The sequence below is a fragment of the Nostoc sp. genome, assembly GCF_036917675.1.
Lineage (GTDB): Bacteria > Cyanobacteriota > Cyanobacteriia > Cyanobacteriales > Nostocaceae > Nostoc.
Genome location: NZ_JBALCT010000069.1, coordinates 13,969 through 30,206, shown reverse-complemented (window position 1 = coordinate 30,206; position 16,238 = coordinate 13,969). Strand labels below are relative to the sequence as shown.

The following is a 16,238-nucleotide window of genomic DNA, read 5'->3' as shown; positions in this document are numbered from 1 at the left end:
GCTTCAACTTAGTTCGCGGTTGAAAATATTTGCTCCCGCTTATACTAAGTTAGTAAATATTCTGTATTTCTATGGATTTGTCAGGCTGTACTAAGAGTCTTTCTTCCCAGACTCCAAGAGTAATTGCTTTAGCGGGTAATGCTCTTGCTAGGTTAGCTAACTCTTATTGGTTGATACCCAGATAAATTTTGATTGACTTCAAGTTGTTACGGAGGCTACTATCTTACTCAATCTAGTTTTAGATTTTCGTGACAAACAGATGTAGCTAATTGAAGTGGACTTACCAGAGCAAAAAAACTTTCTTGAGCTTGCCTCAAACTTGTCTTGAAGTCTTTTTGTGTTTTTAGTTTTTTGATTCCTATAAAAACCATAACATACATCTTGCTAATTTATTTGCCGAATATCCAATTATTTATCTACTCGCTAGAAGATTATCCTTAGAATATTTAATAGTCATAAGTTACGCGCTCCCAGGTTACCAGTTAGTCAAATTATTGCTCATAGTCAATCTGTGCAGTTAGATACTTTTGGGTATTTCATCAAAGTATTTAAAACTAATGTTTTATAACGAAAAGATAATTTCTGATTTTTGCACTAAAAAATTTTTTAAAACCTCCTTTCTAGTTAGAGGCTCCAAATGCTCTTTATTTATTGGGCTGCTGGCGCAAGTCTTGAGGCTCCGCCTCAAAATAGGCATTCCCAGTCGGAGACTGGGAACGAGGTAAAACGAGCAACTGGTATGCGGTTTCTAACCGCTACAATCGATTAGTATCTTTTGTAACTAACTTCCAGCCTTCAGCTTGGTCAACTAGCTTCATCGACTCTAGTTGAAGATTGTTGAAAGCAGATGCATGAAGTAGAAAGTAGGGTTGGCCGTTGTAGTGCCAATAATATTGCAGTTCACCAACAGAAGCGGGAATGATCGTGCGATCGCTATAATAATCCAACGAGGGACGATGATAGGGAAAAGATGTGTAAATCTTCCTTGTGGCTGGATTTGCCCGCACAATCATGGCGGCGACTGGTTTAACTGGATAGGCTTCCGATAATTCCCAAACCCAGTAGTTAGATTTCATTAACAGCAGTAGCGAAATATAACTTCCCCAAAACAAAATCTTCAGAAATTGCCCATCGCCTCGTTCTGCCAAAATAGCTGCTAAGGTCATAGTTAAAGCTACTGCTGCAAAAATCAGTTGTAAGTCCGTTTCCGGTGTTGTACCCCAACTGAAATAAATACTACCAGCAGAAGCGACTACTGCAAGTATCGCCAAACCAGCCACCCAAGCACGGGGATAAGATGAGAGTAAAGGCGAATTTTCCGTCTCTGATAACTGGATACCAAAAGCTAAGGCTAAACTAGGGTAAATCGGGAATAGATACCAGGGAACTTTCGTAATCATGAAGGAAATTACCAGCAGGTAAACACCACTCCACGCCAGTACTAGTTTTGCCCAGCTAAGGTTGCGATTTTCCCAGGTTAAGCGGACAGTTTGCGGTAAGAATAATAGCCACGGCCATGTGTACTTGAGAAGTTCAATCACATAGTACCAAGGTGGTTGAGAATTCCCGTCTACAATAGAGCTAATTCGGCCTAGTGATGAGTTTGCAAGGCCAATTTGAGCGAAGGTGTAACCATAGTGAATTAGTTGGGCAACATACCAACCAGCTACGGGGAGAATGCCAATTAAGATTGCTATCCACAGATAGTAACAGGTGAGCAATCGTGGCGTATCCCAAAATAGAAATATGATTGCGATCGCACCTAATAATACACCTAGCAGTCCTTGAGTTAGGCAAATCAACCCAAAACTAACGCCAACACCAAGACAATAACGTAAATCTCGGCGCGATCGCAACACGCACAACATCATCACCATCAAAAAACTTACCATTGCCCCATCTAACATTGCTAACCGCCCATGACGCACCACAGGTAGCATTGTTAGGTAAATCAAGGCGCTATAAATCGCTGCCCAACGCTGGCGAAATATCTCTCTAGCAATGCAATACAGTAAAGGTACGGATGTCGCTGTTAAAATTGCTCCAGGCAGGCGCGTTGTCAACTCATTTTCGCCTCCTAGAGAATAAGCCCAAGCAATTAGCAAATGCATTAAAGGCGGCTTGTCATAATATGGTTCGCCTCCTAGCGTTGGGTAAAGCCAACGCATTGAACCTGCTGGGGCGTGCCAAATTTCATGAGCAACCTGTGCCACAGTCCCTTCATCCCAATCTCGCAGGGGCAATCCTCCTAGATTGATGCTAAATAGTAGCACTGCTGCCAACAGCAACACTATTAGCCATACCCAATCAATCCATTTGCCAACCGTGCGATGCTGTTTTTCTAGATGACTCCAAATAAAGCTTCCTTCTTGCATATTCTCTGGTAATCATTTTACTTGCTGGTTTGATTACATAGAGATATCTAGCGAATCTCCAATGTTGCCACCCAGTAGCAACGTATATTCTTAACAATTGCTAGTTTCCAAGATTAACTCAACTTTCTCTAATTGGCGCTATTTTTTGAAAAATTTATCTTAGTTATTTCAAGAACATTTAAGCCGATAAATGATAAAAATAATACACCTAATAAATTATTTATTACCTGCTAATTAGTCCGTAAATGAACTTGTATTTTATTTTAATGTCACGCTTAGGTTAATTTTTATCTACTTAGTTGTAAGCTAGCTAAATTCCGAAAATTAGGAAATAATTGCTACATAGTTTCAATGGGATCTGAACACTTCAAGGAATTATTTGTAATTTTTTTGCATAGTAATAACCAATATCTTTTAAATATTCCGCTTCGTTCCCATCCCCTCTGGGAATAAATTCTGAGGCAATAGCTTGCATTCCTCTCAATCAGGGCTAAATAAAAGATTTTAAGCCATATGAGCCAATTTTAGTATTTTAAATTTAATTAAGCGATTATTTAACTTAGACATCTGTATTGTATGATTTTGTCAAAGCCTTTTTTACAAAAATAAGCAGCTATTAAAATTATAGGAGCCTGTCAATGAATTTACCTGTAATTGTGGATATTACTGTTGGCTTAGTTTTTATTTACTTAATTTTGAGCCTGCTAGCTTCTGAAATTCAGGAGTTGATTGCCACATTTTTACAATGGAGAGCTAAACATTTAAAAAATTCAATTGAATTACTTGTAGGAGGTGGTAGCGAAACTGAAGAATCAGATATTACTAAGGCAAGAAATTTAGTACAGAAACTTTATAACGATCCTTTGATTAATACGTTGAATCACCAAGCAAAGGAGCAAGTAGAAAAGCAGTTTCGGGGAAATACTAAAAGCAGTAACAAAAAAGCACTAGGAGACAAACAAAGCGCCCCTTCCTATCTTCCTTCTGAAACATTTGCAATTACTTTATTAGATTACTTAAAAATTCCCCAGCTAATTAATTATGTGAAACATCCTAGTGATGAAGTTCAAACAAATTTGCACATGATCTTAGCATCTTACAAAGAACTTAAAACAGGTATAAATGATCCTTCGACGAGTGCAAGTTATAAAAAAATTAAAGCAATTTATGGAGATATTGACCAGAAATTTATAGATTTTGTTAATAAGGAATTACCTGATGAAGTACCTGACAATTTAATCAAGAGTCTTGGTGTTCTTGCTCAACGGAGTAGGATAAAGATTGGCGACCTCACAGAAGAAATAAATCAGTTTAAAAATGAAGTAGAAACATGGTTTGATCGCTCTATGGATCGAGCCAGTGGTGTTTATAAGCGCAATGCCAAAGGAGTTGCTATTATCATTGGAATATCAATTGCCATATTAACTAATACTGATACATTTCACCTCATTAATAGATTGTCGCAGGATTCGGTTATCCGCTCTGCCATTACTCAAAGTGCAAGTCAACGAACCGATTTCATTAAAGATCCAGAAGCCAGAAGTGAAATAGAGAAAGTTTTAGGAAATGCTTCTGTACCTATTGGATGGCAAAACATTAATCAACAGTTTGAGCCGAATAGTGGAAGCATTGTATTCATCAGAATTTGGCAGGTTTTTAGATTAATTTGCGGTTGGATAGTCAGTGGTTTAGCTATTGCTATGGGTGCGCCTTTTTGGTTTGATATCCTCAATAAAATTATCAATGTGCGGAATTCCGGGCCAAAACCTGTTGCGTATACTAAGGATCAACCCTCTCAGAAGTAGCGTTTTACAGCAGTTTTCATTTATTGAATCACATCTGTTATAAGGAACATTGCTCATTGGTGTCAACTTCAGCCCAAATTCCTTTAAAACCTCGTTTCCAGGCAGAGCCTGGAAATGCTAATCATTGCGGCTCTGGGGCGAGTAAGGTAGGCAGCAGCCATCCAATTAAGCATTCCCAGTCTCCGACTGGGAACGAGAATCTTTTGCCCCTACTGCGTTGGCTTACCTCACCCTCAATCCCTCTCCGATATATTGGAGAGGGATCGTGAGATAGGATGAAGTTTTGCATTTTATTTAATCACGTTTCTTAAAAAATAAAAATAACTCGGAGTTTTAATTCTTTATTCTGAAGAATAATCTCAATTTGCTTGATGAATTCTCGAAAGTAAAATCGTCGCTCTGTTTCCGACAAATCTAACCAAAATTGTGGAATAGAAACAGCTTGAGCAACAGAACGCAGGTTAACTGGGGGAAGAGTCGCCAACTTTGCTTCGAGTCCAGAAAGTTCTGTGCGGAGTTTGTAAGCCCTTAACTTTGCTGTTTCAACATCTAAAATTCCAGTTTCAATTAAAGCGGGTAACTGAGCAAGTATTTCTTGCTGACGTGCGATCGCTTGCCCTAAACTATTCTTGACTGCATCCAACTGAGGAAAATTCATCCCCGCTACAGCTAAGGGTAAGTCACGGCAAACGGTTTCAATTGTATGTTCTAAAACTTCTTGGTAGGGAACAGCCTTACACTTGGGGCGTTGGGGACAGTTAGTAGAACGTAAATAAAGATACTCCTTATCTTGGTTGCGTTGGGTGACACGGGTAACTGTCAGATGTGACTGACACTCAGCACAGACAACCAACCCAGCTAAAGAACGCCTAGCACTAGCAGTTCGGGATGGTAAACGGCTGTTACGGCGTAAAAGTCGGTCAACTTGGGCTGCTTCTTCTTTAGAAATTATCGGAATATGGGTATTGGAGATAATTTCACCATTTTGGTAAGCTGTATTGCCGCGATAAACTGGATTAGTCAGCCAGCGTCTTCCTGTGGTTACAGAGATTTTTTTGCCGTATTTTTTCGCCAAGTAACGAACTGAACCCCGCAGGGAACCATAGAGTAAAAAGTCTTCAAAAAAATCTTTGACTACTGGTGAAGTACTGCGGTCAATGGTATATTTTCCCTTACCTCTGCGATAGCCGTAGGGAACTTTGCCGGGTGGTGGTACAACATCGAGACGATTACGGGCGTGTCCTTCACGGATGCGACGACTACGTTGTTGACGTTGAATTGCGTGTAGCAAATTCAGCAAGTCAGCGCCCAGAGGGTAATTTTCGGAAGTGTAGGGCTGTTCAGTAGCAATTATCGCTACTCCCATTGCTTCGAGTTGATGCAAGCGATCGCTAATTTCCTCTACAGTATCCCCTAATTCTTCCAACCGCCGAATCAACAGATAATCTGCTGGTTCAATTTCGCAATCGCTAAATAATTGTTGTAATTGCGATCGCGCAGCCTGTCCGCAGGACTCTCGCGCAGCCTGTCCTCTGGACTCTCGCTTACCCAAATCTTCATAAACGCGATCCACCTCCCATCCCCAATCGGCTTGATCGGGAGAAGATTCTAATAGCGGATCGGTGTAAGAGTAAGCAATGATTTTCATTAGTCATTAGTCATTAGTCATTGGGAAAGAGAAGGTAGTTCTTGCAGAAGGCAGAAGTTCTTTAATTTTGAATTTTGAATTTTGAATTTTGAATTAATTTCTCGCCCTCACTGCTGACTCAACTCGATAATATTCCCATCAGGATCTTGAGTGAACAGAGCAGCGCGACCGGAAGCGCTGGCTTGAATGGGATAATTATGATTGAGGAATTGCTGTTTGGCGGCGTCTAAGTCAGTTACTGAGAAGGCGACGTGGGGATTGCGTCCCCATTTTTCGTTTGGGTTTTCGTTGGGGACGGTAGGTGCAACTATCAAGTGAATTTGATAGTCGCCGACTTGATACCATGCACCAGCGTAGTTTAGCGAACGATCTATTTTGGCTAATCCTAATACTTTGCCATAAAAGTGTTCAGAGCGTTCTAAGTCAGTGACAAGAATTGCTGTATGGAGACTTTGGGTAATCTGCATTATCGGTAGGTGCGATCGCGTTTATCTAAATTTTGACGTAGTTTGAACCCTTGTGGGGAGTGCGGAAGCAGGGGAGCAGAGGAGAATAATAATAACCAATGCCCCATGCCCAATGCCCAATAACAAAAAAATGAGGATAAATGATGGATGCTCAACTAAGCCTTACAGAAATCAGTGTTGCACGGGAGATTTTACAAAATTACGACCCTGCACAACACGCTTTGAATCACTTGGAAAAACACAATGGCAAAGTTGAAACCGCTTTTGAGGATTTGTGGATTGAGAAAAATGGGCAACCGTTGATGCAGCAAAGTAAATCACTTTGGCAAGTAACACTAAAGGTATTGCGTGAGGAACTCTGTGGTGATGATGGTTTTCGTGGTCAACTTAAAGAATACACGAAGAATCCAGGGAGTTCGCCCTTGCTGACAGGGTTGATTATCTCCCTTGTGGGTGTAGCCACGGCACACGGCTTGCCAATTGATCCAGCGATCGCAACTATTATTGTTTTATATATCCTCAAAATCGGCTTGAATATTTTTTGCGAATATACTGAACCACCCGTTGGCAATTCTGGAACTCTAGCGCCAGTAAACTGATGTCCTATGATTAGGTAACATCTGTGCCTAATCTCATAAAAACTTAGAGACTTTCAAATTCTCACTTTAGTCGCCTCCAGCAGCTTAACGCTGGCATAAATAGCATCAATATAAGGTGTGGGAATTTGAGTGAGTTTTCCCAATTCTGCCACCGCGCCAACAATAGCGTCTATCTCCGTGGGGCGTCCAGCTTCAATATCTTGTAGCATTGAGGTTTTATGGGCACCAACGTTTTCTGCCCCATTAATTCGCTGATCCAGCGTGATGCCAAACTTTATACCCAAGTTTTCTGCGATCGCTTGGGTTTCAGTCATCATTTGTCGCGCTAGTTCACGGGTGAGGGGATAGCGACAAATACCTTCTAGAGTAGCACCAGTCAGCGCACTGATGGGATTAAATGCCACATTCCCCCACAACTTGATCCAAATTTCCGTGCGAATTTGATTGCGGATTGGTGCTTTGAATCCTGCCTGTTTTAAAGTTTCTGCTAATAATTGGATGCGTTCTGTTTTACTACCGTCGATTTCACCGAGAGTAAAGCGATCGCCTTCAATATGCTTAATTACACCTGGTTCAATTATCTCAGTTGCCGCGTAAACGACACAACCGATGGCGCGTTCAGCACCGATACTAGCTTCAATAATTCCATCTGGATCAACAGATTGAATGCGTGTACCTTCATACTCACCGCCATGCTGACGAAAGTACCACCAAGGAACACCATTTTGGGCTGTCACCACCATCGTGTGAGCATTATAGAGTGCAGGGAGAAAAGGTGCGATCGCAGACAGACTCTGAGCCTTGACAGTTAAAATTACTACATCTTGTAGCCCTGCTGACTGGATATCGCTAGTTGCCAGAGACGGAGTAGCAATTTGGCTAGAACCGTTTGCCATGAGCAACTTCAGCCCATTTTTTTGAATTGCCTCCAAATGAGAACCACGCGCAATCAGCGTTACGGCTTCACCTGCCAGTGCCAGTTTTGCCCCTAAATATCCACCAATCGCACCCGCGCCAACAATACAGATTTTCATTTGATCTCCAGCCTTCCTTTAAAAGCATTTTCGCCTCGAAGGGCGTAAAAATAAATGTTTTGGGCAGGATAAATGACGATTACTGTTGCAAATTTACAGCCGAATTGGCGATCGCTTAAAGATAATTAACTGGGTTCACGGGTGTGCCATCTCGACGAACTTCAAAGTGGAGATGAGGCCCAGTTGAAAAACCTGTGGAACCGACAGCAGCGATCGCTTGTCCGCGTTCAACAGCTTGTCCTTCGGTAACATACAATTCGCTGGTATGTCCGTATAATGTCGTAATCCCTTTGCCGTGATCGATAATTACCGCTCTGCCATAACCACCATACCACCCAGCAAAAATCACTATTCCCGAATCGGCTGCCCGAATTGTACTACCATAGCTAGCGGCAAAATCCAACCCGGCATGAAAGCGACGATAGCCGAGGATTGGGTGCATTCGCCAGCCGAAGGGACTGCTAGTAGGAGCATCACTAGGATATACCATTACACCAGTTCCCCGAATGATCAAACTTGTCCGGCTGTTGGTTTTTGCTTGCGCCTCTTCTGTTGCTTTGGCTTCTGCTACCTTTTGTTGAATCAAGACTTCCAGATTTTTGGATTCCCTCTCTAGCTGGTTTTGCGCTGCTTCCAAGGCGAGGCGATCGCTATTGAGGCGTTGAATCAATTCTGATTGTGACTGCGCCTGAGTTTGATAATCGGTTTTTTGTGCCAGCAGTTGCTCACGAATTAAGCCAATTTCATTTTTTTGCTGTTCTACTTCCGTTTTTTGTTTATTGATCAGGTTTGCTTGGGCGTTAAGTTTCACCAAAATTTGCTGGTCTGCCTGATACACTAACTTCAACTGATAACGGCGGCTGATAAAATCGCTAATATTTTCACTTTGGAGCAAAACTGCCCATCCAACAGATGCTGGCGATCGCTGAAGATAACGCAATCGTGCTACTGTTGCTATTTGATGAGCTTCATAGTCACGTTCCGCTACAGCTAAATCAGTTTCCAATTGCTGGAGGCGTTGGGTAGCTCGTTGTAATTGCAATTCGCCCTCTTGAATATAGCTATCTGTGGTTTGCAGATTTTGCTCTAAACCAGTCAGGTGTTTTTGCGCCTCTTGTTGGATATTTGTTAAGCGATCGCGATCGTTAGCCCCACTCTGATGCTGCTGGTTCATTTGTTCCTGCTGTTGCCGCAGAGTATCAATAGATCCTATGGGCATTGCCTGGGCTGGAATTAATGCCAAACAAATCCACAAAATGCCGCAAAATACAATAGATAAACAGCAATAAATCTCCTGTTTGACTCTAAATTGCGCTCTCATCCTGCGAACCTAACCAAAACGATGCTTTCAAACACTATGAGGATTATTCCCAAAATCTGATTCACCCACTCCAACACTATGTATCAAATTGGTCTGCCAAGTTTTAACACAAAGATTCCATTTGTGTCAGCATTCAGCAGGTATCTCTGCCGATGAGATGTGTGAACTATCTTTCAGTAAAATTTTATACTTATCATCTGGAAATATATCTTCTAAGCTTACGAAAAAAATTTAATATACATTCCCATTCAGTATAATTTCTGTGAATTTTTGTGTGCTGAATCATAAATTAATAGTAAAAATTTTGACATCATATCTAATACAAGAGTATTATTTCAAACAACATCAATCTTCAAAATGATGTTTATACTTAGAAATAAGCAAATGAAGGTAGGTGCATAATGAAACTACAAGATTTCTTGGGAAAAGATGAGAAATGGGGATTTGAGGCGATCGCTGATGACGCAGACTTGGCTCGTCAGATTCAGATACTGTTAATCAACTTAGGTTTGCTAGAACCTCCATCTGATGGGAAATTTGGCCCTGTTTCTGTGATATCGATCAAAAAATTTCAAGAATTAACAAAGACTGGAGAAAGTGACTTTTTAGGAGCAGTCACAGCCAAGAAACTAATTGAAACCAAACCAGATGAGCTTCCTAAACCCCCCTTAAAACTTGGTAATGACATTGCCAGCAGGATTGTGAAATACTTGCTATCTAAAAATTATCAGGTATTCACCAATCCAAAAGAATACAACATTGTTTATATAGAGGGTATAAATGGAGACTGGACTCTCAATAGTGATACACCCAATGAATTTAATGATCGGCGGATTGTCATTGAAGTAATAAATGATGTTCCCAAAATCGTAGATCACTGGGAAGCGACTACAGAACCAGGGAACTACTACACTTATAATCCGATGAATCCTAAAGGAGCAGCTAGGATTCAGTTTGGACAATACAAAGCTTGGGCTGTTGGCATCCACGGCACAGCAGAGCCTCACGAAGCATTAGTGCAAGTTGGAGATATAACTGTTTGTAGAGATTTCAACAAAGATTTTAAACGGACTGGGGACAAACTTGATACAGGTGATGATTTTCATGTGAATCAACACTACGGCTTTGATTTTCCTCGAAATGATATTCGCCTTGCCAGTGCGGGTTGTTTAGTGGGACGTGCCCGTGAAGGACATAGAGAGTTTATGGCAATTATTAAACAAGATCGTCGCTATGTCGCTAATCGCAAATATGTTTTCTACGCTACCGTGATTCCTGGGGATGATTTAGTGAAGATTTTTCCAGCATGAGGCCAATCAATTTTGGATTTTAGATTTTAGATTAAAAAGAGCAATCAAGTCATTAGCTCTATCAAGGAAGAGGAAAAGGGGCAGATCTTGCGGGAGACAGTGGAGAGGATTGATGTCAACTTAAGCCCAAATCAAACCCCTTTAAAACCTCGTTTCCAGCCTCTGGCTGGAAATGCTTTTTCATTGCGGCTCTGCCGCAAGTCTTGAGGCTCCGCCTCATATCGGCATTCCCAGTCGGAGACTGGGAACAAGAATAATAGATCCCAAAGACGCGATAAATCGCCGTCAGGACGAAGGACTGATTATTGTAAAGACGCCGATTTATCGCGTCTCTTGCCTTAACCGAACAGTATTGAACCCGAACTGACGTTACTTAAGAAAAAAATCGTGACTTTAACAAAAAAATCATGATTTTAAGGAAAAAATCACGACTTTAAGGAAAAAATGGTGATTTTAAGAAAAAAGTCGTGATTTTAAGGAAAAAATCGTGGCTTTAATGCAGAAATTTTGATTTTCAGGGAAAATTTTTGATTTTAAGAGCAAAATCGTCATTTTCCTAACGATGGCTTCTCCATCCGTAGTGATGGTTGCTGAAATTGTGACAACTTGCCTAACAGCCAAGCACACCCTTGTCTTGGGCTTACGCAGAAGAGATCCTCCAACCCCCTTAAAAAGTTGGCTATACGTGTCAACTTAACGTAAAAACCAGTCTAGACAAAGCTTTGATAGATTCCCTCGTCAAGAGTCTCTGACTGGGAATGCCGTTCTAGAGGCTCCGCCTCTTGAAAAGCGGCAGAGCCGCCAGGAGGCGCATTTCCAGCCTCTGGCTGGAAACGAGAGTTTAAAGGAGTTTGCGTTTAACTTGACACCAATGAGCATTGCTCTGCCCTTACTGCGTGGTCTATTTACCTGAAAATAGCTTAAGGTTGACATCAATGACATCTGTGCTAACCTACTTTGTGTGAGACAGGAATTTTGTCTAACTTTGTTCTTGTGGTTGCCCTATCTGTGCCGTCAGCTTCTCTTTATCTTGCCGGCGTTTTTTGGCGTAAAGTTGAATAGTGACTGCCATCAAAACAATCATGGCGAAAATAGCCCAGGCAGCGATATCTGTAGGTAGATTATTCTTAAACACAGCCAGCAAGACGATCGCTACTAACATAACTGTGGGTGCTTCATTTAAAGCACGTAATTGCTGACTATTCCAGCCACATTCATCTACTGCTAACTTCTTCATCAGCCGAGCGCAGTAATGATGATAGCCAATTAAAATGGCAACAAACAGCAGTTTGATATGCAACCAACCCTCTTTTAAAATATCCGGTTCAGTACTTAATAAACCGATGGCCATTGCGATCGTCACGAACATTCCTGGATTAGTGATGATATGATAGAGCCGCTTTTCCATAATTTGATACTGATTCTTCAGTATCGTTCGTGCTGGTTCCGGTTCTTGGTTAGCTTCAACGTGATAGATAAAAAGACGTACCAGATAAAACAAACCGGCGAACCAAACTACAAATCCGACAATATGAAATGCTTTAAACCATGAATAAGCCATGAATCATAATCTCCTTTACTTCTGGTTGTGATGCCTTTTTAATGGTAATAAAAAGTTCACGAATGCAGGCGCGGATAACATTGATAAATGTAGCAAAAATCCCGACTTTATTTTTTACTACAGATAAATATCTATGATTTATCTGTGGTAATCTTGGTTTCATTTTTATAATATCGATTTTTGCCATTCGGTATATTGTCAATGAGCATCTTTACGACGCATAAAGAATAGTAGGTTGGGTTGAGCGTAAGCGTTACCCAACAAAGCCTTGATAATGTTGGGTTTCGTTCCTCAACCCAACCTACGCCAGTTTTAGTTTTTAGCCTTAACCCAAGCGTATTGAGTTATATTGTCAATGAGCATCTTTACGACGCACAAAGGGTAAAAGGTCTTCTAAAATCGCTTCGTGGTAATGTTCTTGAGGATAATGTCCAACGTTATTAAGTTTTATTAATTCGGCATTTGGTACGGCATTTACAAAATTTTGGGCAATATCTACAGATAACCAAGGGTCAATCATCCCCCATTGAATCAGAATTGGCTGTTGCCATTCTTTAAAACCAGATTCGATTTCTGTCATTGCTGAATCAAGCTGTAAATTACGAATACTTGATAAGAGACTTCGACCAGATGCAGAAGTTTTCAAAAATGGTTTTCGATAAATATCTAATTCCTTATCTCCGATGCGATAACGGCTACCACCTTCTAACGTCCTATCAACTAAAAGCGGGTCTTGGGTCATTACTTCACCTGCTAAAGGTAAACCCAATTGTTTAATTTTCCAGGGTAATTTGGCAGCAGTTGAAATTGGTGTATTTAAGATAGCTAAATTAGCAATTTGTTCTGGATGACGCAAAGCATATTGTAGCCCTACAGAACCTAAAAAGCCTTGGACAACTAAAGAAAAATGTTCAAGTTCTAAGGCTTTAATAAATCCTTCTAAAGCTGTGATAAAAGCATCAGGAGTGTAAGCAAAATCTCGTTTTTCTGGTTTTGCAGAAAAGCCATAACCAATCCAATCTGGAGCGATCGCTCTTGTCCCCTGATTCGCTAAAGCAGGTATAATATTCCGCCAACTGTAACTTTGTGAAACTAAGCCATGTAGCAACAACACAGGCGCTAAGTCAGTTCTACCGATTGGTAAAGATTCCCGATAAAACCATTCCAGTGAATCTACATTTATTCTATGTTCTGTTATTGACACGCTATATTCCTATAGATTGGGAATTGGGCATTGGGCATAAGAGGCAGAGGGGCAGGGGGCAGGGTGCAAGGGGGAGAATTAAAATTACCTCTTTCCCCTCTGCTCCCTGCTCCCTGCTCCCCACTCCCTATTCCCCACTCCCTACTCCCTGAGAAATAATCATCTCACGAATTGCATAAGCTGTGGCGGGTGCTAGTAAAACGCCGTTGCGATAGTGTCCGGTAGCTAGGAGGACGTTACTAAACCCTGGTAACTTACCAATAACTGGGGCTGGGCGTCCTTCAGGACGGGGACGGAACCCCGACCAAGTGCGGAGAATCGTTGCTGTGGCTAACTCTGGGCAAAATGCGATCGCTTGTTTTCTAAGAGATTCCAGCAGTTCTTGATTTGGCGGTATCTCATTTCCATTGCTGGGAAATTCCACTGTTGCACCCACCCAATAATCTCCACCGCCTACAGGAACAATATGGACATCGTTACCTGTAATCGCTGGCTGGAAGTCGGGATTGCCTAACGGATGCCCCAGGCGCATTTGCAACGCTTGCCCTAGCACGGGGCGAATATCAACCATTTGATTGAATTTTGCTGTCAGTGGTGTTGAACCTAGCCCTGCTGCGACTACAAACCAATCTGCGGCTATTTTTCCTTCTGTAGTCTCAAGTTGAACGCAAAATTGAGGGGAAGACTCAGGTGGTGAGGTTTGGGCATCCAAAACAGCCACACCAAATTTGAAAGTCACACCATTTTGCTGGGCAGCCTCAACTAAAGCTAATGTGAGGGCAGTCGGATCAAGCTGGCGGTCTTGGGGAGAATAGACAGCACCAGTAATTTTTTTGTGTAGGCGCAGCCCGTCGTAGACATCAACTTGAGGACAGATATTCTGGAGTTTAGCCGTGTCCCAGATTTCTAAATGCCAGCCTTGAGAGTGGCGAATTTCTACTAGCTTTTCCCATGCTGCTAAATTCTCCTCTTCCAAATAAAGACTGAGAATTCCCTGGCGATTAAAAGGGATTTTGCGAGCTGTTAAAGCTTCTAGTTCAGGAATCAAAGTTTCATAGCGTTGGATGCTAGTATGTCGCATCTGCCAAGCCTTGCCCTTGACTTTTTGGCTGATTGCGCCCATCAAAACGCCAAGTGCAGCACCCGTGGAAGCTTGTGCTGGTGGTTGGCGATCGCAAACTGTGATTTTTAGCCCTTTTACTTGACTCAATTCATAGGCGATCGTAGCCCCAATTACACCACAACCGATAATAACTACATTCATAACTTGTACTTAGAGTTAAAAGTGAGAAGTTAGGAGTGAGAAGTGAGGAGTTAAAAATATGATCAAACCTCACCCTCAATCCCTCTCCGTGAGTTCGGAGAGGGAAGCCGGAGGCAGGGTGAGGTTTTATATTTAATTTGGCCCACTTACTTAACTCCTAACTCCTGTACAGACGCGATTAATCGCGTCTCTCCTAACTCTCTTCTGCTTTAGGAAGTAGATCGAGGAATTTGTCAATGTCTGCAAAAGCAGCTTGGGAGTTACTCAAGGCAACTTGAGGATTGCCAGCACTAGTAGCTTTATCAAGTTTAACCAGGTCGTTAAACAAATTTCGCGTTATTTGACGTGCTGTGGGTTGGTCTTTGGGTAGAAGGTTGGGAGTGACATAAGTCAGGTTCAGCCTTGCTTCTGTTATGGGGCCATGTATAAAGTTACGCACATTTATCCAATCACCTTCTTGGATCAGGGTTTTCAACTCTTGTGAGCGATCGCGCACAGCCTGAATTTCAGGAACGTATGCCTGAATTCTTTCAAGTTGCGTTGCCGTGTAAGTTGGAGGTGCCACTGCGACACCAGGACTGCCACAACTAAAGAGGAATGTGGCCAATAATACTAGAACAAATGAAAAAATCGAGTGTTGACGCACCATACACTGAACTTAATTGTTTTTTGTTTGCCGATTATACAGTGTCATTTTAGATCGCTAGGGCAATTTATCGTTCAGGGGAACTGAATTATTTTGCACAATTCCTGGAACAACAAGTTTACTATTTTACTTATCAGCTTTAGAAAGGATGTGCTTACTCCCTAGCAACCTGGTTAATAGACGCGATCGCACTCGCAACCCAAAACCGAACTTGTCAAACACGCTAATGTAGTTCCGATGATCATTGCTGGAACAGATATTCCTTATATAGCGATGTGGGCTATGCTGCTGGCAGTTCGCCACCATAACCAATACGCCGAGCAAAAAATTAACACTATTGCCTGTCCTGGATTGGTACAGCAATAGGACGAGTGCCATATACTGAAGCTGCTAGACAGATGGCATTAGCCTACATCATTTTCTCTATCCACCCAAGCATCTCAATTGCATAGTTGCAGCCCAAAGACAACTTCAGATATGGGAAGGAGGAGATTTTAGGTAAAGTTTAAAAAACGCCCTAGCGTATTATATTGCTGGGGCGATCGCTAATCTCAACTTGATGATAGGTAAACGCTGAGATGGAATGCGGCATAATATTTAAAATGGCAGTATTCTAGAATTTTGCAGCAGCTATTTGCGGTGTAGTTGCTTTGCATACTGTTAGTGAAAATCTCATGTTTTCACAAAGAGCTATTGCTGTTAAAAATGCGAGCGTAACTGCTGTACAGGGAGCATCTCAGTTTTACAAATACACCGATTCATCCTCCCTCTCCTTACTAAGGAGAGGGCTGGGGTGAGGTTTAAGCTTTCTATGAAAGTGAGATGCCCCCGATGTATATGCAGATGTAATCCTTGAATAAGCTTACAAATTTCTCTGATATCACTTCTTACTTAGTATACCATACTTAATATTACTTAGATAGCTTTATCATGTCTTTACCTAATCTTTAATTTATCAATCAGTAATTCTATGTAATATGTTTTGAGTAAGATGCGATTTGATC

The 16,238-nt window shown here is 41.6% G+C and carries 14 protein-coding genes; 4 read left to right on the top strand and 10 right to left on the bottom strand.

Annotation, left to right across the window (positions count from 1 at the left end; genetic code table 11):
- Window positions 1–755 precede the first annotated feature (755 nt).
- The gene (locus tag V7K31_RS26835; protein WP_335098470.1) at window positions 756–2,375 is read right to left on the bottom strand and encodes an ArnT family glycosyltransferase; all 1,620 of its coding nucleotides are present in this window, start codon (window positions 2,373–2,375) and stop codon (window positions 756–758) included.
- Between the two features lie 638 nt (window positions 2,376–3,013).
- Here V7K31_RS26835 and V7K31_RS26830 point away from each other — a divergent pair.
- Window positions 3,014–4,180, top strand: a complete 1,167-nt coding sequence (locus V7K31_RS26830; RefSeq protein ID WP_335098467.1) for a hypothetical protein — start codon at window positions 3,014–3,016, stop codon at window positions 4,178–4,180.
- Between the two features lie 307 nt (window positions 4,181–4,487).
- Here V7K31_RS26830 and V7K31_RS26825 read toward each other — a convergent pair whose 3' ends face one another.
- Together V7K31_RS26825 and V7K31_RS26820 are read right to left on the bottom strand one after the other, a co-directional pair.
- The gene (locus V7K31_RS26825; protein WP_335098464.1) at window positions 4,488–5,828 is read right to left on the bottom strand and encodes a recombinase family protein; all 1,341 of its coding nucleotides are present in this window, start codon (window positions 5,826–5,828) and stop codon (window positions 4,488–4,490) included.
- A gap of 107 nt (window positions 5,829–5,935) precedes the next feature.
- On the bottom strand, window positions 5,936–6,295 hold the full coding sequence (locus V7K31_RS26820; RefSeq protein WP_335098461.1) for a VOC family protein: 360 nt from the start codon (window positions 6,293–6,295) through the stop codon (window positions 5,936–5,938).
- 143 nt (window positions 6,296–6,438) lie between these two features.
- Between V7K31_RS26820 and V7K31_RS26815 the strand changes: the two genes are divergently transcribed.
- Window positions 6,439–6,894, top strand: coding sequence for a hypothetical protein (locus V7K31_RS26815; RefSeq protein ID WP_335098549.1), 456 nt, complete (start codon window positions 6,439–6,441; stop codon window positions 6,892–6,894).
- A 53-nt stretch (window positions 6,895–6,947) separates the two neighbouring features.
- On the opposite strand, the gene V7K31_RS26810 is transcribed toward V7K31_RS26815, so the two are convergent.
- Together V7K31_RS26810 and V7K31_RS26805 are read right to left on the bottom strand one after the other, a co-directional pair.
- Window positions 6,948–7,928: a 2-dehydropantoate 2-reductase gene (locus tag V7K31_RS26810; RefSeq protein WP_335098459.1), complete on the bottom strand. Its 981-nt coding sequence runs from the start codon at window positions 7,926–7,928 to the stop codon at window positions 6,948–6,950.
- A 115-nt stretch (window positions 7,929–8,043) separates the two neighbouring features.
- Complete coding sequence (locus tag V7K31_RS26805) at window positions 8,044–9,249, bottom strand: murein hydrolase activator EnvC family protein (RefSeq protein WP_335098456.1); 1,206 nt, start codon at window positions 9,247–9,249, stop codon at window positions 8,044–8,046.
- A 401-nt stretch (window positions 9,250–9,650) separates the two neighbouring features.
- Between V7K31_RS26805 and V7K31_RS26800 the strand changes: the two genes are divergently transcribed.
- The gene (locus V7K31_RS26800) at window positions 9,651–10,559 is read left to right on the top strand and encodes a peptidoglycan-binding domain-containing protein (RefSeq protein WP_335098453.1); all 909 of its coding nucleotides are present in this window, start codon (window positions 9,651–9,653) and stop codon (window positions 10,557–10,559) included.
- A 979-nt stretch (window positions 10,560–11,538) separates the two neighbouring features.
- On the opposite strand, the gene hemJ is transcribed toward V7K31_RS26800, so the two are convergent.
- The 5 genes from hemJ to psbQ all read right to left on the bottom strand — a co-directional run bounded on the left by hemJ (window position 11,539) and on the right by psbQ (window position 15,237).
- Window positions 11,539–12,120: a protoporphyrinogen oxidase HemJ gene (hemJ, locus tag V7K31_RS26795; protein WP_334828484.1), complete on the bottom strand. Its 582-nt coding sequence runs from the start codon at window positions 12,118–12,120 to the stop codon at window positions 11,539–11,541.
- Complete coding sequence (locus tag V7K31_RS26790) at window positions 12,101–12,307, bottom strand: hypothetical protein (protein ID WP_335098451.1); 207 nt, start codon at window positions 12,305–12,307, stop codon at window positions 12,101–12,103. Before V7K31_RS26790 ends, hemJ begins: the two co-directional genes overlap by 20 nt.
- Window positions 12,308–12,472: 165 nt before the next feature.
- Complete coding sequence (locus V7K31_RS26785) at window positions 12,473–13,324, bottom strand: alpha/beta fold hydrolase (protein WP_335098448.1); 852 nt, start codon at window positions 13,322–13,324, stop codon at window positions 12,473–12,475.
- A gap of 127 nt (window positions 13,325–13,451) precedes the next feature.
- The gene (locus V7K31_RS26780) at window positions 13,452–14,588 is read right to left on the bottom strand and encodes an NAD(P)/FAD-dependent oxidoreductase (RefSeq protein ID WP_335098446.1); all 1,137 of its coding nucleotides are present in this window, start codon (window positions 14,586–14,588) and stop codon (window positions 13,452–13,454) included.
- Between the two features lie 193 nt (window positions 14,589–14,781).
- Window positions 14,782–15,237 carry a photosystem II protein PsbQ gene (psbQ, locus tag V7K31_RS26775; RefSeq protein ID WP_335098444.1) on the bottom strand — a complete coding sequence of 152 codons (456 nt, stop codon included), beginning with the start codon at window positions 15,235–15,237 and terminating at the stop codon, window positions 14,782–14,784.
- A gap of 234 nt (window positions 15,238–15,471) precedes the next feature.
- Here psbQ and V7K31_RS26770 point away from each other — a divergent pair, with 234 nt between their 5' ends.
- A complete protein-coding gene (locus tag V7K31_RS26770) occupies window positions 15,472–15,600 on the top strand; it encodes a hypothetical protein (protein WP_335098442.1) in 129 nt (42 codons plus the stop codon).
- Window positions 15,601–16,238: the final 638 nt, after the last annotated feature.